Annotated in this window: 23 protein-coding genes and 5 pseudogenes; 15 read left to right on the top strand and 13 right to left on the bottom strand. The window is 65.1% G+C overall.

Annotation, left to right across the window (positions count from 1 at the left end):
• From BCR55_RS29265 to BCR55_RS29245, 6 genes and pseudogenes are all read left to right on the top strand, one after another.
• Nucleotides 1-297 (top strand): annotated as a pseudogene (locus BCR55_RS29265) (ketopantoate reductase family protein); the annotation flags it as partial.
• A pseudogene (locus BCR55_RS31995) lies at nt 294-685 on the top strand (VOC family protein). The pseudogenes BCR55_RS29265 and BCR55_RS31995, both read left to right, overlap by 4 nt.
• 2 nt (nt 686-687) lie before the next feature.
• On the top strand, nt 688-1,149 hold the full coding sequence (locus BCR55_RS29260) for a MaoC family dehydratase (RefSeq protein ID WP_006399299.1): 462 nt from the start codon (nt 688-690) through the stop codon (nt 1,147-1,149).
• Nucleotides 1,149-2,368 (top strand): annotated as a pseudogene (locus tag BCR55_RS29255) (CaiB/BaiF CoA transferase family protein). Before BCR55_RS29260 ends, BCR55_RS29255 begins: the two are co-directional and overlap by 1 nt.
• Complete coding sequence (gene aroE, locus BCR55_RS29250; protein ID WP_006405473.1) at nt 2,368-3,228, top strand: shikimate dehydrogenase; 861 nt, start codon at nt 2,368-2,370, stop codon at nt 3,226-3,228. Before BCR55_RS29255 ends, aroE begins: the two are co-directional and overlap by 1 nt.
• Before the next feature lie 141 nt (nt 3,229-3,369).
• Nucleotides 3,370-4,275 (top strand): annotated as a pseudogene (locus tag BCR55_RS29245) (LysR family transcriptional regulator).
• A gap of 277 nt (nt 4,276-4,552) precedes the next feature.
• Here the strand turns inward: BCR55_RS29245 and BCR55_RS29240 are convergent.
• The 8 genes and pseudogenes from BCR55_RS29240 to BCR55_RS29210 all read right to left on the bottom strand — a co-directional run bounded on the left by BCR55_RS29240 (nt 4,553) and on the right by BCR55_RS29210 (nt 11,322).
• Nucleotides 4,553-4,940 (bottom strand): annotated as a pseudogene (locus BCR55_RS29240) (carboxymuconolactone decarboxylase family protein).
• 15 nt (nt 4,941-4,955) lie between these two features.
• Nucleotides 4,956-5,723 carry a cytosine permease gene (locus tag BCR55_RS33665; protein WP_254661865.1) on the bottom strand — a complete coding sequence of 256 codons (768 nt, stop codon included), beginning with the start codon at nt 5,721-5,723 and terminating at the stop codon, nt 4,956-4,958.
• Nucleotides 5,624-6,262 (bottom strand): cytosine permease, encoded by a 639-nt coding sequence (locus tag BCR55_RS33660; protein WP_254661864.1) that lies wholly within the window; start codon nt 6,260-6,262, stop codon nt 5,624-5,626. The genes BCR55_RS33665 and BCR55_RS33660 overlap by 100 nt, the downstream gene beginning before the upstream one ends.
• 202 nt (nt 6,263-6,464) lie before the next feature.
• Nucleotides 6,465-7,934, bottom strand: a complete 1,470-nt coding sequence (locus tag BCR55_RS29230; RefSeq protein WP_065496797.1) for an aldehyde dehydrogenase — start codon at nt 7,932-7,934, stop codon at nt 6,465-6,467.
• A 12-nt stretch (nt 7,935-7,946) separates the two neighbouring features.
• A complete protein-coding gene (locus tag BCR55_RS29225; RefSeq protein WP_006405468.1) occupies nt 7,947-8,984 on the bottom strand; it encodes an LLM class flavin-dependent oxidoreductase in 1,038 nt (345 codons plus the stop codon).
• Nucleotides 8,985-8,995: 11 nt separating this feature from the next.
• Nucleotides 8,996-9,931 carry a flavin reductase gene (locus BCR55_RS29220; RefSeq protein ID WP_006399291.1) on the bottom strand — a complete coding sequence of 312 codons (936 nt, stop codon included), beginning with the start codon at nt 9,929-9,931 and terminating at the stop codon, nt 8,996-8,998.
• Nucleotide 9,932: 1 nt separating this feature from the next.
• Complete coding sequence (locus BCR55_RS29215) at nt 9,933-10,751, bottom strand: alpha/beta fold hydrolase (RefSeq protein ID WP_006405467.1); 819 nt, start codon at nt 10,749-10,751, stop codon at nt 9,933-9,935.
• The gene (locus tag BCR55_RS29210; RefSeq protein WP_006405466.1) at nt 10,720-11,322 is read right to left on the bottom strand and encodes an amino acid synthesis family protein; all 603 of its coding nucleotides are present in this window, start codon (nt 11,320-11,322) and stop codon (nt 10,720-10,722) included. The genes BCR55_RS29215 and BCR55_RS29210 overlap by 32 nt, the downstream gene beginning before the upstream one ends.
• 110 nt (nt 11,323-11,432) lie before the next feature.
• On the opposite strand from BCR55_RS29210, the gene BCR55_RS29205 reads away from it, so the two are divergent.
• From BCR55_RS29205 to BCR55_RS29170, 8 genes are all read left to right on the top strand, one after another.
• A complete protein-coding gene (locus BCR55_RS29205; protein WP_006405465.1) occupies nt 11,433-11,723 on the top strand; it encodes a DUF1330 domain-containing protein in 291 nt (96 codons plus the stop codon).
• A gap of 133 nt (nt 11,724-11,856) precedes the next feature.
• Entirely contained in the window at nt 11,857-12,546 is a 690-nt protein-coding gene (locus BCR55_RS29200; protein ID WP_172488739.1) for a GntR family transcriptional regulator, read from the top strand.
• Nucleotides 12,547-12,734: 188 nt separating this feature from the next.
• On the top strand, nt 12,735-13,697 hold the full coding sequence (locus BCR55_RS29195; RefSeq protein ID WP_006405462.1) for a flavin reductase: 963 nt from the start codon (nt 12,735-12,737) through the stop codon (nt 13,695-13,697).
• A 147-nt stretch (nt 13,698-13,844) separates the two neighbouring features.
• The gene (locus BCR55_RS29190; RefSeq protein ID WP_065496795.1) at nt 13,845-14,897 is read left to right on the top strand and encodes an ABC transporter substrate-binding protein; all 1,053 of its coding nucleotides are present in this window, start codon (nt 13,845-13,847) and stop codon (nt 14,895-14,897) included.
• Between the two features lie 140 nt (nt 14,898-15,037).
• Nucleotides 15,038-15,922, top strand: a complete 885-nt coding sequence (locus BCR55_RS29185) for an ABC transporter permease (RefSeq protein WP_006405460.1) — start codon at nt 15,038-15,040, stop codon at nt 15,920-15,922.
• Nucleotide 15,923: 1 nt separating this feature from the next.
• Nucleotides 15,924-16,724, top strand: coding sequence for an ABC transporter permease (locus BCR55_RS29180; RefSeq protein ID WP_006405459.1), 801 nt, complete (start codon nt 15,924-15,926; stop codon nt 16,722-16,724).
• An 11-nt stretch (nt 16,725-16,735) separates the two neighbouring features.
• Nucleotides 16,736-17,842 carry an ABC transporter ATP-binding protein gene (locus BCR55_RS29175; protein ID WP_065496793.1) on the top strand — a complete coding sequence of 369 codons (1,107 nt, stop codon included), beginning with the start codon at nt 16,736-16,738 and terminating at the stop codon, nt 17,840-17,842.
• 11 nt (nt 17,843-17,853) lie between these two features.
• Nucleotides 17,854-18,561, top strand: a complete 708-nt coding sequence (locus BCR55_RS29170; protein WP_053299117.1) for a GntR family transcriptional regulator — start codon at nt 17,854-17,856, stop codon at nt 18,559-18,561.
• 43 nt (nt 18,562-18,604) lie between these two features.
• On the opposite strand, the gene BCR55_RS29165 is transcribed toward BCR55_RS29170, so the two are convergent.
• On the bottom strand, nt 18,605-18,991 hold the full coding sequence (locus BCR55_RS29165) for a MerR family transcriptional regulator (RefSeq protein WP_053299116.1): 387 nt from the start codon (nt 18,989-18,991) through the stop codon (nt 18,605-18,607).
• Nucleotides 18,992-19,077: 86 nt separating this feature from the next.
• On the opposite strand from BCR55_RS29165, the gene BCR55_RS29160 reads away from it, so the two are divergent.
• Nucleotides 19,078-20,022 (top strand): alpha/beta fold hydrolase, encoded by a 945-nt coding sequence (locus BCR55_RS29160; RefSeq protein WP_065496791.1) that lies wholly within the window; start codon nt 19,078-19,080, stop codon nt 20,020-20,022.
• 89 nt (nt 20,023-20,111) lie between these two features.
• On the opposite strand, the gene BCR55_RS29155 is transcribed toward BCR55_RS29160, so the two are convergent.
• The 4 genes from BCR55_RS29155 to BCR55_RS29140 all read right to left on the bottom strand — a co-directional run bounded on the left by BCR55_RS29155 (nt 20,112) and on the right by BCR55_RS29140 (nt 24,324).
• Entirely contained in the window at nt 20,112-20,909 is a 798-nt protein-coding gene (locus BCR55_RS29155; RefSeq protein WP_006405454.1) for a DeoR/GlpR family DNA-binding transcription regulator, read from the bottom strand.
• 76 nt (nt 20,910-20,985) lie between these two features.
• Nucleotides 20,986-21,987 carry a 4-hydroxythreonine-4-phosphate dehydrogenase PdxA gene (gene pdxA / locus BCR55_RS29150; RefSeq protein ID WP_006405453.1) on the bottom strand — a complete coding sequence of 334 codons (1,002 nt, stop codon included), beginning with the start codon at nt 21,985-21,987 and terminating at the stop codon, nt 20,986-20,988.
• A gap of 61 nt (nt 21,988-22,048) precedes the next feature.
• Entirely contained in the window at nt 22,049-23,347 is a 1,299-nt protein-coding gene (locus tag BCR55_RS29145; protein WP_065497185.1) for a four-carbon acid sugar kinase family protein, read from the bottom strand.
• Nucleotides 23,344-24,324, bottom strand: coding sequence for a 2-keto-3-deoxygluconate permease (locus BCR55_RS29140; protein WP_006405451.1), 981 nt, complete (start codon nt 24,322-24,324; stop codon nt 23,344-23,346). The genes BCR55_RS29145 and BCR55_RS29140 overlap by 4 nt, the downstream gene beginning before the upstream one ends.
• Between the last annotated feature and the right edge of the window lie 594 nt (nt 24,325-24,918).

Raw genomic sequence — 24,918 nt, 5'->3', positions numbered from 1 at the left:
TGCGGCGATCGAAGAAGCGATGGCCGCGGCCAAAGCCGCCGGTGTCAGGCTGTCCATCGCCGCAGCGGAAGATGCGTGGAACATGGCCGCGGAAGGCCTTCCGGCCGCGTTCAAGACGTCGATGCTGCAAAGCCTCGAGAAAGCGTCGATCACCGAAATCGACTTCATCAACGGCGCCGTGGTGCGCTGGGCGAACGGCTCGGCGTGCCGACGCCCGTCAATGCGACGCTCGTCGCCTGCATCAAGGGGATTGAACGCGCCATGATCGATCGCCGGAAAGAGGAGGTCTCGGCATGAGCGCCGCGAAAGCCTATCTCGAGCACGTCGCCATCCGGGTGAAGGACATCCATTGGCATATCCGCTTCTTCGAGGAAGTGCTCGGCATGACCATGCGCGAAGTCGACGGCAGCCGGGAAGCGCCGCGTCAATACTGGACGCTCGGCGGTCTGCAATTCATCAGCGAGCCGCATTACGACGGACCGGAGGGCCGGCTCGCGCATCTCGGCGTGATGTGCGAAGACCTCGACGCGGCCATCGCTGCGGCGCAGGCATTCGGCGTGACCGAAATGCCGCAGGGACGCAACTGGCTGCGCTGCCCGACGGACTCGCGATCGAACTCATTCAGGCGAAACCGGCCACGTGCGTCGCACAGGCGCTGGCGATCGATCCGCGCGCGGAGGCGTGAGCATGAGCCGCATCATCGAAAAATACTGGGACGATGCGCAGGAAGGCGACGAATGCATCAGCCCGACTTACACGGTCACGCAACAACGCATTCTCGCCTATGCCGATCTCACGGGCGATCACACGCCCGTGCACGTCGATGAGGACTACGCGAACGCGAGCCACTTCGGCTGCATCGTCGCGCATGGCTTGTTCGGCTTGTCCGTCGCGGACGGCCTGAAGACGCAAAGCGACTATCGCTTCGTACCCGGCATGTCGCTCGGCTGGACCTGGGATTTCCTGCTGCCGATCAAGGTGAACGACGTGCTGCACGTCAAGTTCCGCGTCGGCGCGATGCGCGCCAGCAAGAGCAAGCCCGACTGGGGCATCGTCGTTCTGCCGTCGGAACTGATCAACCAGGACGGCCAGGTCGTCCAGCGCGGCGAGCATCGTCTGATGATTCCGCGTCGTCCGGGAGCGTACTGATGCAGGCCCGTCCCCTCGAAGGCATTCGCGTCGTCGATTACAGCCACTTTCTTGCCGGCCCGTATGTCGGCCGCTGCCTCGCCGCGCTCGGCGCAGAAGTCATCAAGGTCGAGCGCCCCGGCGGCGGCGATGCCGGGCGCCGGCACGCGACGATCCTGGACGATCAGCAAAGCGCCTATTTTCTGCAGCTCAACATGGGCAAGCGCGGTGTCAGCGTCGACATGAAGGACCCGCGCGGCAAGACGTTCATGCAACGCCTGTGCGACTCGGCCGACGTGTTTATCGAGAACTATCGTCCCGGTGCGCTCGGCAAGCTCGGTCTCGGCTACGCGGCGTTGTCGGCGCGCAATCCGCGGCTCGTCTACTGCTCGATCTCGGCGTACGGCCACACGGGGCCCGACGCGCATCGTGCGGGCTTCGGCCTGATCGCCGAAGCGAAGAGCGGCATCATGCAGATGATCGGCAATCCGGGCGAGCCGCCGCCGCTCATGCGCATTTCGCTCGGCGACATGTACACCGGCATTCACGCGGTCGCCGCGATCAACGCGGCGCTGCTCGGCCGCGTAGCGAGCGGGCGCGGGCAGCATATCGACATGGCGCTGTACGACACGCTGGTGTCGATGCACGAATATGCCGTCCAGTGCTACACGATGCAGGGCGTCGTTCCCGAGCAGACCGGCCACGACATGCCGACGTCCACGCTGTACGGCGTCTTCCGCGCGCCGACGGCGACCTCGTCATCGCCGCGCAAGTCGACGATGCGTGGAAGCGGTTCGCGGCGGTCGTCGAGCAGCATGGCGGCCCCGCCGGTTTTGGAACCGACACGCGCTTTCACGACCTGAACGGCCGCAACGCCCATCGTGAAGCCATTCTTGCTGTGGTGAAGCCGTGGGTGGCCGGCCGCTCGGTGGCCGACGTTCTGGCGCTGCTGGACGAGGTCGACGTTCCTTGCGCGAAGGTGCAGCGCATCGACGAGGTCGTCAACGATCCGCAAATCGTCGCGCGCGGCATGGTGATCGAACAGGCGCATCCGCGCTTCGGCACGCTGCGTCTGCCGAACCTGCCGTTCCGTTTTTCCGATTGCGATACGTCGATTCGCGAAGTCGGCCCGGACCTCGGTCAGCACAACGTGGAGGTCGCGCAATCTCTCGGCTTCAGTGCAGCGGAAATCGACGCGATGCAAACCGACGGCGTGCTGTTCTCGAAAAGGAGCGCGTGATGAGCGACCAGTATGCGGTAATCGGCAATCCGATCGGGCACACGAAGTCTCCGCTGATCCACCGTCTGTTCGCCGAGGAGACCGGGCAGGACATCGCGTATGTCGCGATGGAGGCGCCGCTGGAACCGGACGGCGCGTTCGTCGACACGGTCACAGCCTTCATCGCGGCCGGTGGCAAGGGCATGAACGTCACCGCGCCCTTCAAGCTGAGAGCGTTTGCGATGGCCGACGAACGCAGCGAACGCGCGACGCTCGCGGGCGCCGTGAACGCGATGAAGTTCGAGAACGGTCGCGTCGTCGCCGAGAACTTCGATGGCGTCGGCCTCGTGCGCGACATCGAAGTCAATCTGCATCAGCCGATGGCCGGCAAGCGCGTACTCATTCTCGGCGCAGGCGGCGCCGTGCGCGGCGCGTTGCTGCCGTTTATCGGCGCGCGCCCCGCCGAACTCGTCATCGTCAACCGACATCCGGACAAGGCGCAAGCGCTCGTCGAGCAGGCAGGCGCAGGTAGCGCGCTGCGTGCGTGCAGCTATGCGGACCTCGAATCGATGGGACGCTTCGACCTCGTCGTGAACGCGACTTCGGCAAGCCTGACCGGGCAGCTGCCGCCGGTTCCGCCCAGCGTATTCAGCGCGAGCGGCAGCGCCTACGAACTCGCCTACGGCAAGGGCTTGACGCCGTTCCTGCAGCTCGCGCGCAGCGCCGGTGTGCAGGGCATCGCGGATGGTGTCGGGATGCTCGTCGAGCAGGCGGCCGAAGCGTTCGCATGGTGGCGCGGCGTTCGACCGCAGACGCGTGCGCTGATCGATCGGCTCACCGTTCCGCTCGTGCGACATGACGAGCAGGCTGCGCCCGAGTGAGCGCAACCGCCATTAGTGTGATGTTCTTGCGATCCGGAAAGCAGGGCGTCGAGTCCTGTCCGCGGGCGTCTATTCGTCGGACGTGCCGCATAGGCGCAACGAAATGACTACAATGGCGACATTGCGAAACACAATGAAGCCATGGGCACTGCCGAGCTGCCGGATCTCAAGCTGCTTCAGCTTTTCGACTTGCTGTATGACCTGCGCAGCGTGACGCGGGCGGCGGAGCAGCTCGGGCAGAGCCAGCCGACGATCAGCATCTGGCTGGGGCGGCTGCGCGAACATCTGCAGGATCCGTTGTTCGTGCGTACGCCCGCCGGGATGACGCCGACGCCTCAGGCAGACGCGTTGATCGGCCCATGCCGGGAAATCCTGGAGTCGCTGCGGCGGTTTTCGGCGTGGGAAATCTCGTTCGATCCGGCCACGGCCAAGCGGCGCTTCCGGATCTGCATGACGGATGCGAGTCACATCACGCTGCTGCCGAAAATGCTCGCGCATGTGCGTGCGCAGGCGCCGGGCATTCGACTCGAAGCGGCGAGAATCGACGGGAACACGGAGCGCGCGCTGGAATCGGGCGAGGCGGATCTCGCGATCGGGTATGTGCCGTGGCTTGGCAGCGGCATGTACCAGCAGCAGCTCTACATGCAGGATTGGGTTTGTCTCGCCAATCCCGATCATCCGCGCGTGCGCGCGAAGCTGACGCTCAAGCAATACCGCGCGAAGGACACGTGATCATCGCGGCCGGCACGGGCGCGCAATTGCTGGAGCAGGCGCTGCTGCGCGAGAACATCGACCGCGACGTCGTGCTCGAGCTGCCGGGTATGCTCGGGCTTGGGTCGATCATCCAGTCGACCGATCTGATTGCGACGCTGCCGAGAAACATCGGGGAGACGCTGGCGCGCCGTGAACGGGATCGCGGTTCATCCCTGCCCGTTTCCGGTCGACAAGTTTGCGGTGCGTCAGCATTGGCATGCGAAATACCACCACGAGGCGGGTAATCGCTGGTTGCGGTCGGTGGTGGCGGATTTGTTTCTGGATAGAAGTTAGTGGCGCAGGGCGCGGGCGGTTTAAACGGCGGAATGGCCGGGCCGATGGATGACCGAATGGTAGCGAGCAGGTTGCGCTTTCGGTTTGCGTCGCGTCGCAGGAAGATCGTCGGTATGGCGCGTCGAAGCTGCAGCCGCAACGGTCGTCGGTTACGTCCGACCGCAAACGGTGAGAAGCGAGGGAAACGGTCGACACAGCGCCCCGCGCTGTAGTCCGATCACGGCTATTCAGTCCGTCGACCCAGGCCGCGATGCCACTCGCTTCTCCGGCGCTGCGCTTATTTCAATGCCCCTTCGGACACCAGCACCTCGCGTGCGGCCTTGAACGCGCTGAGCCGTGCGGAATGCCCGAATAAGCGGTCGCGTGCAGCAATGTCGCCTTGATTTCGTCGACGCTTACGCCGTTGTTGAGCGCTCCCTTCACGTGCAGCTTGAGTTCGTTCGTATGGCCGCCGGCAGTCAGCATCGCGAGGTTGAGCAGACTGCGCGTTTTGCGGTCGAGCGTGTCGTCGCCCCATGCCCATCCCCACGCCCATGCGGTGGTGGCGCGCTGGAATGCCATCATGAAGGCGTCCGCCTTTTCCATCGATGCATCGACGTATTCGGGCCGAGCACTTCACGGCGGATCGGCAAGCCTTTCTGAAACAGCGCCTCGTCTTCATTCATGATCGATCTCCATTGTTAATCCAGAGCGCCGGCGCCGGCCGGACACCGGCTCCGCGAACGCGAGCCGTCCCGCGACGCGAACAGGTAGCACACCAGCGCGGTGACGACGAGGCCGACCATCCACGAGACGTCGACGCCACCCAGAATCGACGCCCACGGGCCGCGGAAGAAGCTCTCTTGCATGAACGGAACCTGCACCGCAATCCCGAACACGTAGATCGCGGTGGTCTTGGCGTTGAATGCGCCGTACATGCCGCCATTGCTGCTGATGATCTCCGCGACGCGGTAGTGCCGGTTGTTGACGAGGTAGAAGTCGATCAGGTTGATCGCGATCCATGGCGCGAGCACGATGCGCAGCGCGAAGATCGCGTTCAGAAAGATCGCGATGAAGTTGCTCGACGCCCACAGGGCGATCGCGGTGGACGCCACCAGCAGCACCGCCGACACGGCGACGCGCACCTTGCGCCCCGGCACCCAGTGCGGGCGGAACGTCTGCGCGGCGGTGATGAACGACAGCACTGCGCCGTACAGATTCATTCCGTTGTGGCCGATGATGTTGACGAGAAACAGGAGGATCAGCACGTAGCCGAACGCGCCGGTCTGCTCGCGGACGGCCTGCATCGCGTCGGACGAATGTCCGGTGCTGACTGCGAGCACACCGAACAGGAACGCGAAGATCGTGCCTAGCGATGTACCGAAATAGGTATACGCAAACGTCTTCCCGAATCCGGCGGAGGCCGGCAGATAGCGAGAATAGTCGGACGTATAGGGCGCGAAGCTGATCTGCCAGATCGCGCACAGCCGAACATCGCGAACCAGTTCGTGGAATCGAAATGCCCTCGCTCGAAGATCTGCGCGTCGAGCCCCGGCGCCATCAGCGCGATGCCGATCAGCAGCGCGCCGCCCATGAACCAGGCACCGATCTTGTTGAAGCGATGAATGAAGTGGCAGCCGATCACGCCCACCAGCGTCGCAAGCACCGCACCGACGACGGTCGCGGCGGGTACGGGTATCGCGGGCATGGCGGTGTGCAGCGTTTTGCCCGCCAGAATGATGTTCGATACGAAGAAGCCGAGGTAGATCAGCGTGGTGAACCCGACCACGAGCAGCGAGCCGTAGCGGCCGAACTGGGCGCGGCTCTGGATCATCTGCGGTACGCCGACGAGCGGCCCTTGCGCGGAAGTGAGCGCGTGAAAGATCGCGCCGAAGAATTGCCCGGCCACGATCGCGAGAATCGCGCTGACCAGGTCGAGATGAAACACCAGCACCGACGTGGCGCCCGAGATCACGGCCAGCGGTGCGACGTTCGTGCAGAACCACAGGGTGAAGAGATCGGCCGGCTTGCCGTGGCGGGCCTCCGGCGGAACATATTCGATCGAGTTGCTTTCGATGGCGAGAACGCCGCGTCGCTGTCCTGCTTTGTCATGCTGTCTCCATCGTTATTGCCGGACCAAGCGGCGCCGCGCGGGCGCAGCCTGGTCTCCGTCGCTTATGAATCGATACGGCAGGCGATCGGATCGCCGCTTAGCGCATCACGAACGGGTCGCCGATCGGATCGTCCGACGTGCGCAGCCATACGGACTTCGTGGTCGTGTATTCGAGCGCGGCGCTCAGCCCGCCTTCGCGGCCGTGTCCGGATAGCCCAAAGCCGCCGAACGGCACGAGCGGCGACACGGCCCGATACGTGTTGATCCACACGATGCCGGCGCGCACGCGCTTCGACACGCGGTGAGCCCGCGTGAGACTGGTCGTGAAGATGCCGGCCGCGAGGCCATACGCGGTGCCGTTCGCCTTGTCGATCGCTTCCTGCTCGGATTCGAACGTGTCGACCGACAGCACCGGCCCGAACAATTCGGTCGTGATGCTGTCGGCGTGCGCGACGCCGGTGCAGTCGAGGATCGTCGGCGCGTAGTAATACCCGTCGCGCTCCAGCTTCTTTCCGCCGGCGAGCACGGTCGCGCCCTGACGCACCGAGCGCTCGACGACCGTCTCGATGTGGCGAAGCTGTCGCTCGGTACACAGCGGGCCGTATTCGGTTTCCCGCTCGCCGGGGGAACCGATGCGAATCCGCGATACGCGTTCCACGAGCATCGCGAGGAATCGATCCTTGACCGAAGCCTCGATCAGCAGGCGCGAACCCGCGACGCAGCTCTGGCCGCTCGCTGCGAAGATGGCCGCAACCTGCGCATTCACGGCGCTCTGGATGTCGGTATCGGCGAACACGATGAACGGCGACTTGCCGCCGAGTTCGAGCGACACCTTCGCGAGGTTATCGGCCGTATTGCGCACGATGTGGCGCGCGGTCTCGGGGCCGCCGGTGAACGCGACCTTGTCCACATCGGGATGGCTGCTCAGCACCGCACCGCATTCCGGGCCGAAGCCGGTGACGACGTTGACGACACCGGGCGGGAAGCCGGCCTCGTGCACGATGCGCGCGAACTCGAGCAGCGGTCCCGGTGCTTCCTCGGATGCCTTCAGCACGACGGTGCAGCCCGCGGCGAGTGCGGGGCCGAGCTTGACCGCGGACAGGAACAGCTGGCTGTTCCACGGCACGATCGCGGCGACCACGCCGACCGGCTGCCGCTCGAGCCATACCTGCATGTCGGGCTTGTCGACGGGGATGCTGCTGCCCTCGAGCTTGTCGGCGATGCCGGCGTAGTAGCGGTAATACTCGGCAACGTATGCGATCTGGCTCGACGTTTCGCGGATGATCTTGCCGGTGTCTTTCGTTTCGATTTCGGCGAGCCGCGGTGCAGCCTGTTCGACGAGGTCCGCGAGCCGGTACAGCAGTTTGCCGCGCGCCGACGCGGTCAGGCCTGCCCAGGCGCGATCGGTCAGTGCACGGCGGGCCGCCGCGACCGCGCGATTCACTTCGTCCGTGCGGGCTTCCGGCATCTGCGCCCACACGGCGCCGGTTGCCGGGTCGATGCTGCCGAAGGTGGCGGCGCCGGGCTCGAACTGCCCGTCGATATACAGCTGAAAATGTGCATTCATGACATCGTCCCCTTACCGGAACGCCGGCATCACGTCGCGGATCATCCGCTCGAGCGACGCCTTCTTGCGTTCGAACGGCATGCCCGTGTCGATCCAGAACGAGTACTCGTCGAAGCCGAGCGCCTCATAGGTCTTCAGACGTTCGATCACTTCCGCCGGCGTGCCGATCACGTTGTTCCGGCGCATCGCTTCGGGCGTGTAGAACGGATGCGCGGCGATTTCCTCGCGGCTCAGCGGCTGGATCATCCCGCGACTGACCGGACGTTCGTTCTTGAACCACGCGCCGAAGTAGTTGTAGAACACGTTGATTTCGTCGGCGGCTCGCTGCGCGTCGTCCTCGTTGCTCGCGACGTAGGTGTGACGCAGCAGCATGATCTGCGGACGCGGCACGTCGCTGTACTTCGCACACGCGGCGTTGAAATGGCCGACGAGCTTCTCGACTTCGTCGTCGCCGAGATGCAGCGGTGTGACCTGCACGTTGCAGCCGTTGGCCACCGCGAACTCGTGGCTGTTCGGATCGCGCGCGGCGACCCAGATCGGCGGATGCGGTTGCTGCAGCGGCAGCGGCGACGATGTCGTCGACGGGAACTTCCAGAATTCGCCGTCGTGCGCGTAGTTGCCTTCCCACAGCTTCTTCACGGCTGGAATCAGCTCGCGCATGCGCTGGCCTGCGCTCCACGCGTCGAGACCCGGCATCAGGCGCTCATATTCGAACGAGTAGGCGCCGCGCGCGATGCCGAGCTCGAGGCGCCCGCCCGAGATGATGTCCGTCATCGCGGCTTCGCCGGCGAGCTTGATCGGATGCCAGAACGGCGCGACGACCGTGCCCGTGCCGAGCCGTACGCGCTTCGTCTTGTTCGCGAGATCGGCGAGGTTGATGAACGGGTTCGGCGCGATCGTGAAATCCATGCCGTGGTGCTCGCCGGTCCAGACGGCGTGCATGCCGCCGCGGTCGGCGATCTGGCACAGCTCCACCATCTCGTCGTACAGCTGCTTTTGGCTGGTCTGGTCGGAGACGCGCTCCATGTGAACGAAAAGCGAAAAACGCATGATGGGACCTTTCAGGAAAGAAGCGGACGGACGGTGCCCGTGCTGTGATCGCCGAAGTACAGGCCGTAACTCTTCAGCTGGCTCTCCTTGCGATAGCGTTCGAGCATGCTGGCGAGCGCGCTGTCCTGGAACGCGTCCGCGTCGAGATCGTCGAGGCTCACGAATTCGCCGGCGGCCGCCGCTTCGTCCGGTGCGCTGCAGAGGAACGAGATGTACTGGTAGTGCGTCTCGGTATTGTTGTAGACCGAGTAGATAAAGCTTGCCGATGCGTCGGGCTGGTATTGCCGGAAAAGTTCGGCGAGCGCCTTGTCGGCGCCTTCACGGCCGATCTCCTTCGCGGGCAGTGTCCACTTGCCCTCGGCGGTGCGGATCATGAGCACCTTGTCGTCGCGCGCGATGATCGCGCTGACGACGACCTTCGGGCCTGCAATGACTTCGGTCGACAGCTTCGCCGGCGTGAAATACCCGCCGCGGTAGTAACCGAGCCCCGCATAGCCTGCCGAATGAAACGCCTCGACCTTGCCGATGATGATTGCGTGATCGCCCGCATCGATCACCTCGTGCGTCGTGCAGTCGAACCACGCGCTGACGTCGTCGATCAGCGGATTACGATGTGCGCTCAGATGCCAGCCGACGTTCGCGAAGCGGTTCTCGCTCGGGCGCGCGAACCTGTTCGACAGCTCCGTTTGCCCTTCCGCGAGGATGTTGATCGCAAAGTGGCCGGCCGTGGAAAACGTCTGGAAATTGCTCGACGTCTTCGCGATGCTGACGAGCAGCAGTGCCGGATCCAGCGACACCGACGAGAACGAGTTCGCGGTGAAGCCGAGCGGCTGGCCATCGTCGCGCGCAGTCGTGACGATCGTCACGCCCGTCATGAACGCGCCGAACGCATCGCGCAGCTCCCGGGTGTTGATCGTCGAGGCTTCCTGGCTGATTGCTTGGCTCATGTCACACTTCCGATTTCAGGGTTTCCGCCTGCGGCACGGTCTGCAGCCACGCACGCAGCGCGCGATTGACCGTGTCGGGCGCGGTCAGGTTGACCATGTGGCGCTCGTTCTCGATCACGACGGCCTTGCCATCCTGTGCGGCTTGCGCCATCTGTCGCGCCATCTCGGGCGTCGAATTCGGATCGTCCGAGCCGGTGAGCACGAGGGCGGGGCAGGCGATCCGGTGCCAGGCGTCCGCATACACCTCGTCGCCGTTCGCGAAGGCGTGGTACGCGGTCGCATAACCGACGAGGTCCACCGACTGCAGCCACGATTGCACCTTCCGTGCTGCGGCCTGCTGCGCTTCTTCCGCGTTGAACCAGCGCTTGAGCGGCGTATCGACGTCGATGGTGCCCGACCGCAGTTCGGCGGCGCGTTGCAGCACGGCTTCGCGCGCCTGCTCGGTTCGGCGGTAGACGCCGTTCAGGACTGCCACGCGCTTGACGAGATCCGGTCGCGTCACGGCGACGCCGGCCGCGATCAGCGAGCCCATCGAATGGCCGGCCAGGTTGACGGGGCCGACCTTCAGCGCTTCGATGAACTCTGCCGCCCACTGCACGAACTGCGGCAGCTCGGCGCCGGTGTCGAGCGGATCGCTTCTCCCGTGGCCCGGCATGTCGACGGAGATCACGCGAAAGTCGCGCGACAGGTCGTCGATCTGCGGATACCACGCGCTCGCCTGCATGCCGACCCCATGAATCAGCACCAGCGGTTCGCCCGCGCCCTGGTCGAGATAGTGGGCGACGCGCTTATTTGACAGCGGCAGGGTTCTTGACGTCATTTCCGAGCTCTGCGAGATCTTTGTAGCGGTCGCCGATGCGGTGATGCGGCCGGCCGGCGGTGGCCGCGCCGAGGGCAATGACGAGTTCGTCGGCGGCCGGCGCGTCCGGAATCGCGAACTGAAGCGTCAGGTAGTGCGAACGGCGGCCTTCGTCGTTCTTGTCCATCATCGGAATCAGCAGCGGCGCATTGGCCGGGCCGCGCGTGTTGTTGAACGCGAGATACGACTTCGCGCCGACGGCCGTCCGATACGTATTGCCGAAATGCAGCGTGTGGATCAGCGCGGATGCGTGCTCGATCTCGCCGTCGAGACCGACGATCGCACTCTTGCCGAACGCTTCGACGGCCTCGCCCGAACCGGCTTCGTCGAGGATCAGCTTCGTCAGGTGTTCGCTCAGTTGCGGCGCGAGCCTGCGGATCTCCGGCGACAGGTCCTCGACGTATCCGCGGCCCACCCACGGGTTCTTGATCACCGCGGCCGCGCCGATCATCTTCAGCGGTTTCGCAGCCACCTTGTCGCCATCCACGTACAGCGTTTCGACGTGGAGGACGGATTTCCGAATCAGGCTCATGGCACCTTCCTTTCATGCGTTGATTGTCGGATTCATTGTGGTATACCATGTTACGGCATGCCATGAGTGTTAACCCGTGTCTCGAAATTGCGCGAAAGCAGAGGTGAAAAATGAGTGCGTACTGGATTGCTCACGTGCAGGTGCTGGATCCCGTGAAGTACAAGGACTACACGGATCTCGCGCCGCAGGCGTTCAAGAAGTTCGGCGCCGTATTTCTCGCGCGCGGCGGCGCGTCGCAGACGCTCGAGGGCGAGGCGTTCGAGCGCCACGTCGTGATCCGCTTTCCCGATATGGACGCCGCGCTCGCGTGTTATCACTCGGCCGAATACCAGACGGCGAAGGCGAAGCGGGATGGACATTGCCGCGCGCAGATCTCGATCGTCGAAGGGCTGGAGGACTGAAACGGCGGCGTCGCCGGGCACGCTGCCGGCGGGATGGAAAGCTCGATGACAGTTAGGTCATAATATGGCATTCCATGTCGGCCGCCGCCTTTTGGGCTGGCGGCAGGCCCATTTCGTTTCCAGAGTGCCGTCCATGCAAGACCTGAAAATCGACCGCAATGCCAAGACCCTGCGCGAACTGACGCTCGACAAGCTGCGTGGCGCGATCGTGCAGGGTTATTTCCGACCGGGCGCGCGGCTCGTCGAACGCACGCTCTGCGACGAACTCGGCGTGAGTCGCACGGTGGTGCGCGAGGTGCTGCGGCATCTCGAGACGGAAGGGCTGGTCGAGACCGTGTCGCGGCAGGGGCCGGTGGTCGCGCGGCTCGATCCGGGGCAGGTCGGCGAGATTTACGAACTGCGCGGGCTGCTCGAAGCCAATGCGGCGCGCGCGTGCGCGGAGGGCGCGACGCCCGAAGTCGTGCAGCGACTGCGCGAAATTCGCGCGGTGATCGAGGATGCGTTCGAGAAGGAGGATCTGCCGCGCGTGCTCGAATACACCGAACGCTTCTATGAAGCGCTGTTCGAGGCGGCGGGCAAACACGTGTCGCTGACGGTCGTCAAGACGCTGAATGCGCGCATCAATCGGCTGCGTGCGCTGACCATCGCAATGCCGGGGCGCGGCAGCGATTCCAATACGGAGATGAACCGCCTGCTCGACGCGATCGAGCGGCGCGATGGCGACGCGGCCGCGGCGGCGTCGGCGGCGCACATCAAGCGCGTTTCCGAGCTGGCGCAGTCCGCGCTCGCGCAGCAGCAGGACGAGGCCGTCGACGACCGTTGACGACACGCCGGCGCGGGCGTCGATACGCGCGATTCACCACGAAAGGCCGTCGGCACACTTGCCGGCGGCCTTTTGTTTTGTGTGCCGATTCGACTCATGGTATTCCATAATACAGCGTCCATTGTTGTAGCCCATAAGATGGCATACCATAATCTCATCAAGCAGCACAGCCATCCCGGGAGGACGCCATGACCGAGTCGATAACCGAGCCGATCGAGCAGCAGCCATTCGACACGTCCGGCTTTCGCCGCGCCCTCGGTGCATTCGTCACCGGCGTGACGGTCGTCACGACGATCCAGCCCGACGGTTCGCCGCGCGGCTTCACCGCCAACTCGTTCACGTCGGTGTCGCTCGATCCGCCCTTGATTCTCGTGTGCATCTCGAAGACGGCGTCGAGCCATCCGGTGTTCTCGGCCACGCAGCGTTTTGCGGTGAGCGTGCTGGCGGAGAACCAGGCCGACGTGTCCGGCGTGTTCGCCTCGAAAGCACAGGACAAATTCGCCCGAGTACCGTGGGATACGCGCAAAACGGGTGCCCCGGTGATCCGGGATGCGGCCGCGAGCTTCGACTGCGTGACGCACGACGTGGTCGACGCGGGGGACCACATCATTCTGATCGGACGCGTGGTCGACTTCGCGCAGACGAGCGCGTCGCCGCTCGGCTATTGCCGCGGCGCATACGTGAACTTCAGCCTGTCGCAGGACGCGTTGTCCGCGGCGGGGTGCGCACGGGTGGGCGCGATTCTCGAACATCGCGACGGGCTGGTGCTCGTCGATACGCCGCACGGCCTGCGCCTGCCGACCGGCAGCCGGCTCGAACCGGCGAGCGACGCGGCGAGCCTGCGCGGTGTGCTGACGAAGCTCGGGCTCAACGCGCATCTCGACTTCCTGTTCGCCGTCTTCGAATCGGCCGGCGGCCGCGAGCCGGGCGTGCACATCTATTACCGCGGCCGCGTGATGCCCACCGGTTCGCCGTGGTTCGACAGCAGTATTCGCATCGTGCCGCTGTGGCAAGTTCCTTGGGACGAAATCGCCGATACCGCCGTGCGCTCGATGCTCGAGCGCTACGTGCGCGAACGCAGGCAGGACGCATATGGAATCTACGTCGGCGACACGGAGGCCGGTACGGTCCAGCCGCTGGCTGCCGCGTAACGGCATCGGCGGCGCGCGATGCGCCGCAGTGACGAACGAGGCGATCGAGCAGCCGGCGCGGCGGGCGCTGCCGGACCGAGCACGCGTATTCGGAGGGCTGCCGTTCCGGTGGCCGCAAGCCGCACCCGTTTCATCTGGAGAGAGACCATGAGCAGCAGAAGCATCCCGCGTTTCGCAGCACCGCGTCTGGCATCGCAGCTTGCCTGTATCGCACCGTTGGCCGTTCTTTGCGCCGCACCGGCGGTCGCTGCGGACCCGATCGTGTTCACGAGCTGGGGCGGGACGACCCAATCGTCGCAGCAGAAGGACTGGGCGCAGCCGTTCACGCAGGCGAGCGGCATCAAGGTGCTGATGGACGGACCGACCGACTACGGCAAGCTCAAGGCGATGGTCGAAAGCGGCAACGTCAGCTGGGACGTCGTCGACGTCGAAGGCGACTTCGCGTATGCGGCGGAAAAGGCCGGACTGATCGAGCCGATCGACTATTCCGTGGTGAAGAAGGCCGACCTCGACCCGCGCTTCGCGACGCCGTCTGCCGTGGGCAGTTTCTATTATTCGTTCGTGCTCGGCTACAACAAGGCGAAGTACACGGGGGCGCAGCCGCAGAACTGGGTCGATCTGTTCGACACGAAGCGTTTCCCGGGCAAGCGTACGCTTTACAAGTGGTCGGCGCCGGGCGTGCTCGAGATCGCACTGCTCGCCGACGGCGTCGCGCCGAACAAGCTGTATCCGCTCGATCTCGACCGCGCGTTCAAGAAGCTCGATTCGATCAAGGGCGATATCGTCTGGTGGAGCGGCGGCGCGCAATCGCAGCAGTTGCTCGCATCGGGCGAAGCGCCGATCGGCATGTTCTGGAACGGCCGTCTGCATGCGCTCGCGCAGACGGGCGTACCGGTCGGCATGTCGTGGAATCAGAACCTGACCGCGGCCGACATGCTTGTGATTCCGAAGGGCGCCAAGCATCGCGACGCGGCAATGAAGTTCCTGGCCGCCGCAACGAGCGCGGAGGCCCAAGCCAGGTTCGCCGCCAATACCGGCTATGCACCGATCAACGTGAAGTCGGCGGCGCTGATGCCGCCGGCGATCGCGAAAGCACTGCCCGACCAATACAAGGGTTCGCAGATCAATCTCGACATGAAGTACTGGGCCGAGAACCGCGATGCGATCGCGAAGCGCTGGTACGCGTGGCAGTCGAAGTAAGCCGGCGCGTGGCGTTGTACCGACCTGAACGCCGTTCAGGAGCCCGAACTGGACGGAACCGCCCGGTAGCGCAACGAACCTGCATGGGGCCAGTGGAAACAGGCACTGAAGTGCCGGCGCTGGCCGACAAAGGAGACACCATGCCAAACGTATTGAGTACCGTCGCGCATCCTGCCGCGACACCGCCGCGCAAGCGGCGCGACTGGCGCAGCGTGCGGCTGCTGGCACCCGCGATGCTGCTGCTCGTGATCTTTTTCCTGCTGCCCGTGCTGTCGCTGCTGTTGCGCAGTGTGCTCGAGCCGGCGCCAGGGCTGCACAACTACGCGCAGCTACTCGGCTCGACGACGTACGTGCGCGTGTTCGGCAATACGTTCATCGTCGCGACGGTCGTGACGCTCGTCACGCTGACCGTCGGCTTTCCGATGGCGTGGCTGCTCGCCATCGCTCCGCGCAAGCTCAGTTCGGTGCTGTTCGCGATCCTGCTGTTGTCTATGTGGACGAACCTGCTAGCGCGCACGTTCGCGTGGATGGTGCTGCTGCAGGGAACGGGGCCGATCAACCGCGCGCTGATGGCGCTCGGCGTGATCCGCGAGCCGCTGTCGCTCGTCAACAATCTGACCGGCGTGACGATCGGCATGACCTACATCATGCTGCCGTTTCTCGTGATGCCGCTGCATGCGACGCTGCGCGGCATCGACCCGTCGACGCTGCGCGCGGCCGCGGTGTGCGGTGCGAGCCGTTGGCAGGCGTTCTGGCGCATCCTCGTGCCGCTCGCGATGCCGGGCGTGGCGTCCGGTGCGCTGATGGTGTTCGTCATGGCGCTCGGCTACTTCGTCACGCCGACGCTGCTCGGCGGGCCGTCGTACATGATGCTGGCCGAACTGATCGCGCAACTCGTGCAGGAGCTGCTGAACTGGGGGCTCGCCGGCGCCGCGGCCTTCGTGCTGCTTGCCGTCACGCTCGCGCTCTATGCGTTGCAGCTGCGCTTCACGGGCAGCGCACGCGCCGCCGCCGGAGGCCGCTGACATGTTGCTCGATTTCGATCGCCTCGGCGCGCTGCGCTGGATTCTGGTGGCCGTGGGCGCGGCCGTCGCACTGTTCCTGCTGTTGCCGATCGTGTTTATCGTCGCGTTGTCGTTCGGCGATTCGCAGTGGCTCATTTTCCCGCCGCCGGGCTGGACGCTCGAATGGTATCGGCAGCTGTTTACCGACGCCGGCTGGATCGACTCGCTGCTGACCAGCGCGAAGCTGGCGATTATCGTGACGATGCTGTCCGTCGCGATCGGCTTTCTTGCCTCGCTGGCGCTCGTGCGGGGCAGGTTCCGGGGCCGCGAGGCGGTGCGCGGCTTCTTCCTGACACCGATGGTGCTACCCGTCGTCGTGCTCGCCGTTGCGCTCTATGCATTCTTTCTGCGTATCGGGCTCAACGGCACGATGACCGGCTTCGTGATCGGTCACCTGATCATCGCGCTGCCGTTTTCGATCATCTCGATCAGCAATTCGCTCTTGAGCTTCGACACGGCGCTGGAAGACGCCGCGCTGATCTGCGGCGCATCGCCGCTCACGGTGAAGCTGCGCGTCACGCTGCCTGCCATCCGGCTCGGCCTGTTTGCTGCCGCGGTCTTCGCGTTTCTCGCGTCGTGGGATGAAGTCGTGGTGTCGATCTTCATGTCGAGCCCGACGCTGCAGACGTTGCCCGTGCGGATCTGGGCAACGCTGCGGCAAGACCTGACGCCCGTCGTCGCGGCCGCGTCGTCGCTGCTCGTCGGACTGACGACCGTATTGATGCTGGCGGGCGCCGTGGTGCGCCGCGCACGCGCTCACTGAGGTACTACGCCATGACTGCTTTCCTGCAAATCCAGCGCCTGCGCAAGACCTACGATGACGTCGTTGCGATCGACCACGTGTCGCTCGACGTGCGCAAGGGCGAATTCATGACCTTCCTCGGGCCGTCGGGTTCGGGCAAGAGCACCACGCTTTATATCGTCGCGGGCTTTCAGGAGCCGACCGACGGACGCGTGCTGCTCGACGGCAAGTCGCTGCTTTCGGTTGCGCCGAACCAGCGCAACATCGGAATGGTGTTTCAGCGCTATACGCTGTTTCCACACCTGAGCGTGGGCGAGAACGTCGCGTTCCCGCTGCGCGTGCGGCGCCGGCCCGACGCGGAAGTCCGCGCCAAAGTGGAGCAGATGCTGAAGCTCGTACATCTGTCCGAATGCCGTGACCGGATGCCTGCGCAACTCTCCGGCGGCCAGCAGCAGCGCGTCGCGATCGCGCGTGCGCTGGCCTACGATCCGCCCGTGCTGCTGATGGACGAGCCGCTGTCCGCGCTCGACAAGAAGCTGCGCGAGGAAATCCAGCTCGAACTGCGCCGCATTCACCAGGAGACCGGTGTGACGATCCTTTACGTCACGCACGACCAGGAGGAGGCGCTGCGGTTGTCCGACCGTATCGCCGTGTTCAACCAGGGGCGGATCGAGCAGGTGGGCACGGGCGAGGAACTGTATGCGAATCCCGCGTCGCGCTTCGTCGCGAGCTTTATCGGCAACTCGAATTTCCTGCCGGTCAAGGTGACGAAGACACGCGACGGTCGCATGGGCGGCGTGTTTCCCAACGGTATCGAAACGGCCTCGGACGCGTTCCATCCCTCGCTCGCTGCCGGCGACGATGGCACGCTGATGATTCGTCCGGAACAGATACGCATCCGCCCGGTGCAATACGCGGGCGCGGCAACTGCGTCGGCCGTCGGCGCGGGTCTTCCCGTCACGGTGCGCGACATCACCTATCTCGGCGATGCGATGCACTACGCGGTCGCGACACCGTGGCAGCAGGAAATCTCGATCCGCACGCCGGCCGCCCATCGACACGGCAACGGCATCGTGATCGGCGCACAGGCGCTCGTCGAGTGGGATGCGCGCGACGCGCGCCTGTTCGCGCAAGCGTGACGGCAACGGCCATGCGTCACGCACTGCCGTCACTGAAAGTCGAGCGGCCTACTGCCACGCTGCGGGAGCTCGCGCTCGAGAAGATGCGCACCGCGATCCTCGACGCGCATTTCCAGCCGGGCGAACGGCTCGTCGAACGCTCACTGTGCGAGATCCTGGGCGTAAGCCGGACCGTCGTGCGCGAGGTCCTGCGCCATCTGGAAACGGAGGGCCTCGTCGACTCGGTCCCGAACCAGGGGCCCATCGTCGCGGTCCTCGACTTCGACACGGCCGCCGAGATCTACGAGATCCGCGCCTTGCTCGAGGGCGAGGCCGCGATGGCCTGCGCGGAGCATGCCGATGCGTCGCTCGTCGCAGATCTTTCGACGTGCATCGACCGGATCCGGCACGCGTTCGATACGCAGGATCATCACGCGGTGAAGGCGCTGACGTCGGCGTTCTACGAGCGCATGTTCATCGCCGGTAAAAAGCACGTTGCGTGGGAGATCGTGCAGACGTTGATCGCTCGCATCAATCGGCTGCGTGCACTGACGATTGCTTCCGACGATCGCGGTCAGCAGGCGGTCGAAGAAATGCGCGAGATTCTCGCCGGGATCGCGGCCGGCGACGGGAGGGCGGCACGCGAGGCAGCCGTCGCGCATGTGGCACGCGTGGCCGAGATTGCGCGCAAGCTGCTGACGCATGGCCGCGAGAGCGCCGCGTGGCGCCAGGCCGGGTAGCGCGCAGGCTGCAGCGTCGCGGCCGTGGCCATTGCCACGCGCATCAATCGACCGGCGGAATCACTCCTTCATTCAAGGTCTTGAGAAGACGCGCCCGACGCTTTTCCAAATCGGCGATCTGACGCTCGATCGCCTCGAGCCTTGCCCGCTGAACGTCGGTGATCTGATCGCAAGAACGGGCACCCTCGATCAAAAGCATGCAGTCGGGGAAACCGCGAATATCGTCGATGGTGAATCCGGTCGCGATCATGCGCTGAATCTGCTTGACCTGCGTGACGGCCTTCTCGGGAAACATGCGATAGCCATTGCTCGCACGTACCGAAGCGAGCAGACCATGTTCGTCGTAGTGGCGGATCGACCGCACGCTGGCGCCAGTGAGTTGCGAAAGTTGTCCGATCGCCAGCAGCTGCCGGGAAGGCGTGTTTTTCATGCAAAGCAGCGTAGCACGATTCGCTTGACTCTCACATCAGTGTAAGGGTTGAGAGTAAGCGTACCGACACTCTCCCAGGCAAGACAATGAGCTTACGGACGTTCTCTCACCTTTTGATTTCCGCGCTCTCGGCGGTTACGCTGCTTGCGTCCGCCCCCGACGCGTTTGCCGCACCGAACAGCTATACGGTGACATCGGCGGACGGGGTAAGGATCGCCGTTCAGGAAAGCGGTAATCCGGGCGGCCCGCCGATCATTCTGGTGCATGGACTGCTCGGCAGCCGCCTGAACTGGGATGCGCAGGTGCGAAGTCGCGAATTGAGCCAATACCGGATCATTACCTATGATCTGCGCGGCCACGGTCTGTCCGGCAAGCCGTCCGGCCCGGAGCCCTATCACGACGGGAACCGCTGGGCGGACGACCTCGCAGCGGTAATCCGCGGCTCGCATGCGCGCAAGCCCGTCGTGGTCGGCTGGTCGCTCGGCGGCGTGGTGATCTCGAACTATCTCGCGAAATACGGCGATAGCGGGATCGCGGGTGCCGTGTATGTCGACGGCGTGGTCGAGCTCGCGCCCGGTCAGATCGTCGCACACCCCGACGTTTATCGCGACATGAATTCGGCCGATCTGAAGACGCATCTGGACGGCGAGCGCACCTTCGTCGGCCTTTGTTTCAATCATCGGCCCGACGCCGACACGTTCGCGCGGCTGCTCGCGAACGCCGCCATGGCATCGTGGGACATGCAGCGAGAAGTGCCGACCATGACCGTGTTCGCCGCGGAAGGGCTCGCCAAGGCGCGCGTACCGCTGCTCTTCATCTACGGAGGTCGCGACGTACTGGTCGACACGCGTGCGACGCTCGCCCGCGCGGCCGCGCTGAATCCGCACATCGTAAGTGAGGTGTACGCGGACGCCGGCCATGCGCCGTTTATCGAGGAGCCCGAGCGTTTCAACCGCGATCTGGACGCGTTCGTCAGGTCGGCATCGCAGCAAGGCCGCGACGTTTTACAGGGAGGTAAGGATGGAACGTGACGTCGGATGTTTTCGGCCGACGGTTCGCTACCTCGTCGTCGAAGGTCCTGCGCCTTTCCGCTTCGTTGTACGGCGCGCTTCGCGCAGTATTACGAGATCGCCGAGCGCGACGGCGTGTCCATATCGGCCGTCTCGACCACGACGCGTCCGAGCGCCCTGAACGGCGCAAGAAGCGCCTCGTCGGCCATGCTGGACGTGATCAACCGCCAGTCTCGTTCGAGCGGCGTCCAGTGTTGCTGCCGCGAGCGACCGAGCTTGTCGGCGTCGGCAAGCACAAACGTCTGAGCCGCGCGCCGGATGATGCAGTCCTTCAGATACGCTTGTTGCGCGCTCGCTTCGCACAGCCCGAACTCCGCGACCACGCCGTCCGCGCCGAGAAACGCCTTGTCGACGCTCAAGCGGCTCAGCGACAGCTCGGCGAGCGGCCCGAGCGTGCTCATGCTCGATTTGCGCAGATCGCCGCCGATCAACGTGAGATGGACGCCGGGCGCGTTCGCCAGCGTCATGACGGCAAGCAGGTTGTTGGTCACCACATGAAGATCGACGCGCGAGACGAGATGCCGCGCCAGCGCGGCGCAGGTCGTGCCGCCGTCGAGCAGCAGCGTATCGCCGTCGTGCACGTGAGCGGCCGCCGCGCGGGCAATCGCTTCTTTCTGCTCGCGCTGCGTCGCCTTGCGTTCCTCGAGCGACGCCTCCGGTTCGTGTGCGCCGATCAGCGCCGTCGCACCGCCATAGGTGCGCACGAGACGGCGCTGGTTCGCGAGCGTCGTCAGGTCGCGCCGCACGGTAGCTTCGGATACGCCGAGCGCGGCGCTGAGTTGTTCGACGCTGGCGTCGCCCGTCAGGACGAGATCGAGAATCGCGCGATGGCGCTCGGACGCTTTCATGGCTGACATCTGCAGGATGGGAGGTTGCCGATGTTACACCACGGCCCGCGCGCATTCCGTCACGCTGGTTGTGCGCTCAGCCGCGCCGCGTCGCGAGTTCGGCGCCCTGGCGCAGCGCTTCGAGCAGGCTGCGCTCGTCGGCGACGCCCGTGCCCGCAATGTCGAACGCGGTGCCGTGATCGACCGATGTGCGGATGACCTCCAGTCCCACCGTCACGTTGACGCCCGCTTCGAGCCCGAGCACCTTCACCGGGCCGTGACCCTGGTCGTGATACATCGCGACCACGAGATCGAAGTCGCCGCGGCCCGCACGGAAAAACAGCGTGTCGGCAGGCAGCGGGCCGGTCACGTCGAGGCCGCGTTCCTGCAACACCGCGACCGCCGGCACGATCTTCTCTTCTTCCTCGCCGTATCCGAACAGACCGTTCTCGCCGGCATGCGGATTGATCCCGCATACGCCGATGCGCGGCTTTGCGATGCCGGCCTTCACGAGGGTCGCGTGGCCGCGCTCGATCGTGCGCTGTACGAGGCCCGGCTCGATTTTGCGGATCGCGTCGATGATCCCGATATGCGTGGTCACATGAATCACGCGCAGTTGCGGCGCGACCAGCATCATCGATACTTCGTCGACGCCCGTCAGATGCGCGAGCATTTCGGTATGGCCGGGATACTTGTGGCCGCCGGCGTGCAGTGCTTCCTTGTTGAGCGGCGCCGTGCAGATGGCGTCGATCTGCCCGGCTTCCGCCAGCTTCACCGCGCGCGCGATGAATTGATAGGCCGCATCGCCCGCGACGGCCGACAAGCGGCCGAAGGGCAGGTCGGCCGGAATCAGGCCGAGATCGATGCAGTCGATCGTGCCCGGCTCGTAGCGCGCGTCGGCCGCTTCCTGGATGCGACGGATCTTCGCCGTGCCGCCGACGATCTCGTTTGCTCGTTCGAGCCGGCGCGCATCGCCGATCACGAGCGGACGGCATTGCCGATAAACGACGTCGTGTGCGAGGCTCTTGACGATGATTTCCGGGCCGACGCCTGCTGCGTCGCCCATCGTAATGCCGATCACGGGAAGGTAGTTGCTCATGATGTTTTGCCTTGATGTCCTTGAATTCTGCTCTACTGCATGCCCGATCGCGTAGGAACGATCAGGCCGAACCGTGTGAGCGGGCGCCTGCGCTGACGCTCGCTGCCGGCGTTTCGCGGAGATAGCGCCACGCGGCGAACAATGCGTGATCGGTGCCGAACGCCCCCGCCTTCGTGACGATACGCAGGTGAGGCTGGCAAGTGGCGGCACCGATCGGCTTGCCGACGGCCACGCCCGCCTCTATCTCCGCAATCAGTTCGACGCTGCCGACGCCAACCGCGCTCAGCATCGCGCGGGCGGTTTCGCCGCCGGTCGCGATCAAGCCGCCGAGCGTCGCGAAATGCGGCTTGACGAGCGCGGCAAGCGCGGCCGACAGCACCGCGCCTTCCGCCGGATCGAACGCGTCGTCGCTGCCGATGCGCAGCAGCAGGTCCGCGCCCGTTCGCAGCGCGTCGCCAATGCGCGCCTGCCATTGCGGTACGTCCGCGTGGCGCTCGCCGCCGCGCAGCACGGCGGGCGGTACCGTCAGTTCCATCATGCCGGCGCGTTCTCGCAGCATCGCGCACTGCCGCTCCGACACCGCCGACAGGCTGCCCACCAGCACCAGCACGGGTGCGTGTCGTGGCTGCCGTTGCGAAGCGACGGCGTCTGTTCGCGCCGCGCGCGGGGCGAACAGACTTTCCACGCTCGCGATTTCGCGCGCGAGCCCGCCCGAGCCGACCCAAAACAGCGCGTCGTCCATCTGTGCAGTCGCCCGTGCGAGTGCGATCAGGTCGTCCTTCGTCTCGGCGTCGACCACCAGCGCCTCGGCGCCGCTCGCCGCCACGGCGGCGATTCGCGCGATGAGCGTCTGGCTGCTTTCGCGCAATGCGTCCACGTCGAGTTGGGCGGTCGAAACACCGGCTTGCGCGAGCATCGCGTGCAGGTCTGCGGTGCGGCCCGCGTTTTCGAGCTTCCAGGTATCGGTGGTTTCGAGCGGCTCGCCGCGCACGAAGACACGGCCGCCGAGTACGGTGCGGCCCGTCGCCGGAAACGCCGGCGCGACGATCGCAAGACCCGCGAGCGGCTGCAACGCGGCGACTTCGGCGGCCCAATTGCCGCGCAGCGTCGAGTCGATCTTCTTGTAGAGACGCCGGCCCGGTTCGCGCAACGCCCGCCACGCGGCCGACGTGCGCTGCGCGGCCTCGGCCGGCGTGAGACGGCGGGTGTCGGTATCGGCTGCGATCACGTCGGCGGCGCTCGCGTCGAGGCCTTGCGCCGGCACGTCGAGCGTGACGACCGTCCGATAGCCGGCGTTGGCAAAGCCGATCGCGCAATCGGCGGCGCCCGACAGATCGTCCGCGATGATCAGCATGCTCATTGCGCCATTTCCGTTGCTTCGCGGCCGACCTGCACGCGTTTTGCGACGGCCGCGGTCAGGATCGGCGAAAGGACCGCGGTCACGACGACGCACGCGGCCACCAGCAGCGTCGCGCTCTTGGCGGCCTCCGCGTAGACCGGATTCGCCGCGGCGATCAACGCCGGCACGGCGGCCGCGTTACCTGCCGTATTCGCCGCAGCGGTACCGGCGACGCCGGTGCCACCCGTCAGACGGTCCGCAAGGTAAAGGGGAATGCCCGTCACGATCACGACAGCAATGCCCAGACCGACGCCGAGCACGCCGGCCTGCCAGACCTTGTGCAGATCGAGACTCGCGCCGAGCGCCAGCGCGAAGAACGGAATCATCACGGGTACCGCTTTGCCGAGAAACGCACGCATCTCGCGATCCAGATTGCCGAGCAGCATGCCGAATGCGAGCGGCAGAATGCTGCCGACCAGCGTCGGCCACGGGAACGCCGACAGTCCGGCCACGCCGAGCGTGACCATGGTCAGGAACGGCCCGGATTCGAGCGACATGATCGTATACGCGCCAACGTCTTCGGAGCGACCGTACTGGCCCATGAGCGCCATGTACAGCCCGCCGTTGGTGTCGTTCATCGCCGCGACGACGGCGAGCGTCGACAGGCCGGCGAACAATCCCGACGAGATCGGCTGTTCGCCGAGGAAATGCCCCATGACGACGCCCACGACGATCGCGGCACCGACCTTCGTGACGAACAGCGCGCCACCCTTCTTGAGCAGGTAGGGCGTTGCCTTGACATCGATGCTCGCGCCCATGCAGACGTAAAACACGGCGAGGATCGGCAGCGCACCGGTGAACAGCGCATTGGTAAAAGAGCCGAAAAACTTCGGCATGTCAGGCAAAAACGTGGCGACGAGTGCGCCCACGAGCAGCGGCACGATCATCATGCCGCCGGGTACGCGCTCGATGCCGCGCTTGATGTGTATTTGAGCCATGCCAGTCTCCATTCTCTGATCGGACTTTGATTGAATCGGTCACTTATATGATTGAAACGATCAATCTGAAGTGTACTTCGGCCGCGCATTTTGCGCAAATCGATCATTTGTGTGATCGATGTGATCATCCGCGTGGCGGGTGACCGCGCCCGAACCCGGTCATTGTCCCGAGACAAAGGAGCGCGCTGGCGCCAATGCTTCGTGTCTCGAGGCGGATGTCTGAACCGCGCGCTCGAGCGTTCGCGACGAGACCAGCGACCGGCCTGACGGCGCGCGGAAAGGAAGCGCCGCTGCACTCTGCGAGCGGCTATTGCGACGCGCGACGACGAACGGCAATCGTGGATCGATAACAATGGCTCGCCGCGAACGAACACAAATGCCGACCGAGCACGCGCCCGCCACGCTCCGGACACTGCTGCCCCAGCAGCACCGAATCAGCATCACTGTTCACGCTCGTTCATCTCGCCCGCCGATAGCGTTATGAGCGTCTTGCTCACACGCATATCGTCGCGCGTGGAATAACGCCGCGGCGCCCGCCAGACGTCGCGCACCATCCCGACACCCGCCCTTCGCCGCTGCACCTCTGCGCGACTC

The sequence above is a fragment of the Burkholderia sp. CCA53 genome (assembly GCF_001685525.1).
GTDB classification, from domain to species: Bacteria; Pseudomonadota; Gammaproteobacteria; order Burkholderiales; family Burkholderiaceae; genus Burkholderia; species Burkholderia multivorans.
This window is presented reverse-complemented; position numbering and strand designations above follow the sequence as displayed.

Excerpts from the sequence above, each read along its gene's own strand:
- BCR55_RS29260 (WP_006399299.1), top strand. The coding sequence starts at position 688 with ATGAGCCGCATCATCGAAAAATACTGGGACGATGCGCAGGAAGGCGAC.
- aroE (WP_006405473.1), top strand. The coding sequence starts at position 2,368 with ATGAGCGACCAGTATGCGGTAATCGGCAATCCGATCGGGCACACGAAG.
- BCR55_RS29230 (WP_065496797.1), bottom strand. The coding sequence starts at position 7,934 with ATGAATGCACATTTTCAGCTGTATATCGACGGGCAGTTCGAGCCCGGC.
- BCR55_RS29225 (WP_006405468.1), bottom strand. The coding sequence starts at position 8,984 with ATGCGTTTTTCGCTTTTCGTTCACATGGAGCGCGTCTCCGACCAGACC.
- BCR55_RS29220 (WP_006399291.1), bottom strand. The coding sequence starts at position 9,931 with ATGAGCCAAGCAATCAGCCAGGAAGCCTCGACGATCAACACCCGGGAG.
- BCR55_RS29215 (WP_006405467.1), bottom strand. The coding sequence starts at position 10,751 with ATGACGTCAAGAACCCTGCCGCTGTCAAATAAGCGCGTCGCCCACTAT.
- BCR55_RS29210 (WP_006405466.1), bottom strand. The coding sequence starts at position 11,322 with ATGAGCCTGATTCGGAAATCCGTCCTCCACGTCGAAACGCTGTACGTG.
- BCR55_RS29205 (WP_006405465.1), top strand. The coding sequence starts at position 11,433 with ATGAGTGCGTACTGGATTGCTCACGTGCAGGTGCTGGATCCCGTGAAG.
- BCR55_RS29200 (WP_172488739.1), top strand. The coding sequence starts at position 11,857 with ATGCAAGACCTGAAAATCGACCGCAATGCCAAGACCCTGCGCGAACTG.
- BCR55_RS29195 (WP_006405462.1), top strand. The coding sequence starts at position 12,735 with ATGACCGAGTCGATAACCGAGCCGATCGAGCAGCAGCCATTCGACACG.
- BCR55_RS29190 (WP_065496795.1), top strand. The coding sequence starts at position 13,845 with ATGAGCAGCAGAAGCATCCCGCGTTTCGCAGCACCGCGTCTGGCATCG.
- BCR55_RS29185 (WP_006405460.1), top strand. The coding sequence starts at position 15,038 with ATGCCAAACGTATTGAGTACCGTCGCGCATCCTGCCGCGACACCGCCG.
- BCR55_RS29180 (WP_006405459.1), top strand. The coding sequence starts at position 15,924 with ATGTTGCTCGATTTCGATCGCCTCGGCGCGCTGCGCTGGATTCTGGTG.
- BCR55_RS29175 (WP_065496793.1), top strand. The coding sequence starts at position 16,736 with ATGACTGCTTTCCTGCAAATCCAGCGCCTGCGCAAGACCTACGATGAC.
- BCR55_RS29170 (WP_053299117.1), top strand. The coding sequence starts at position 17,854 with ATGCGTCACGCACTGCCGTCACTGAAAGTCGAGCGGCCTACTGCCACG.
- BCR55_RS29165 (WP_053299116.1), bottom strand. The coding sequence starts at position 18,991 with ATGAAAAACACGCCTTCCCGGCAGCTGCTGGCGATCGGACAACTTTCG.
- BCR55_RS29160 (WP_065496791.1), top strand. The coding sequence starts at position 19,078 with ATGAGCTTACGGACGTTCTCTCACCTTTTGATTTCCGCGCTCTCGGCG.
- BCR55_RS29155 (WP_006405454.1), bottom strand. The coding sequence starts at position 20,909 with ATGAAAGCGTCCGAGCGCCATCGCGCGATTCTCGATCTCGTCCTGACG.
- pdxA (WP_006405453.1), bottom strand. The coding sequence starts at position 21,987 with ATGAGCAACTACCTTCCCGTGATCGGCATTACGATGGGCGACGCAGCA.
- BCR55_RS29145 (WP_065497185.1), bottom strand. The coding sequence starts at position 23,347 with ATGAGCATGCTGATCATCGCGGACGATCTGTCGGGCGCCGCCGATTGC.
- BCR55_RS29140 (WP_006405451.1), bottom strand. The coding sequence starts at position 24,324 with ATGGCTCAAATACACATCAAGCGCGGCATCGAGCGCGTACCCGGCGGC.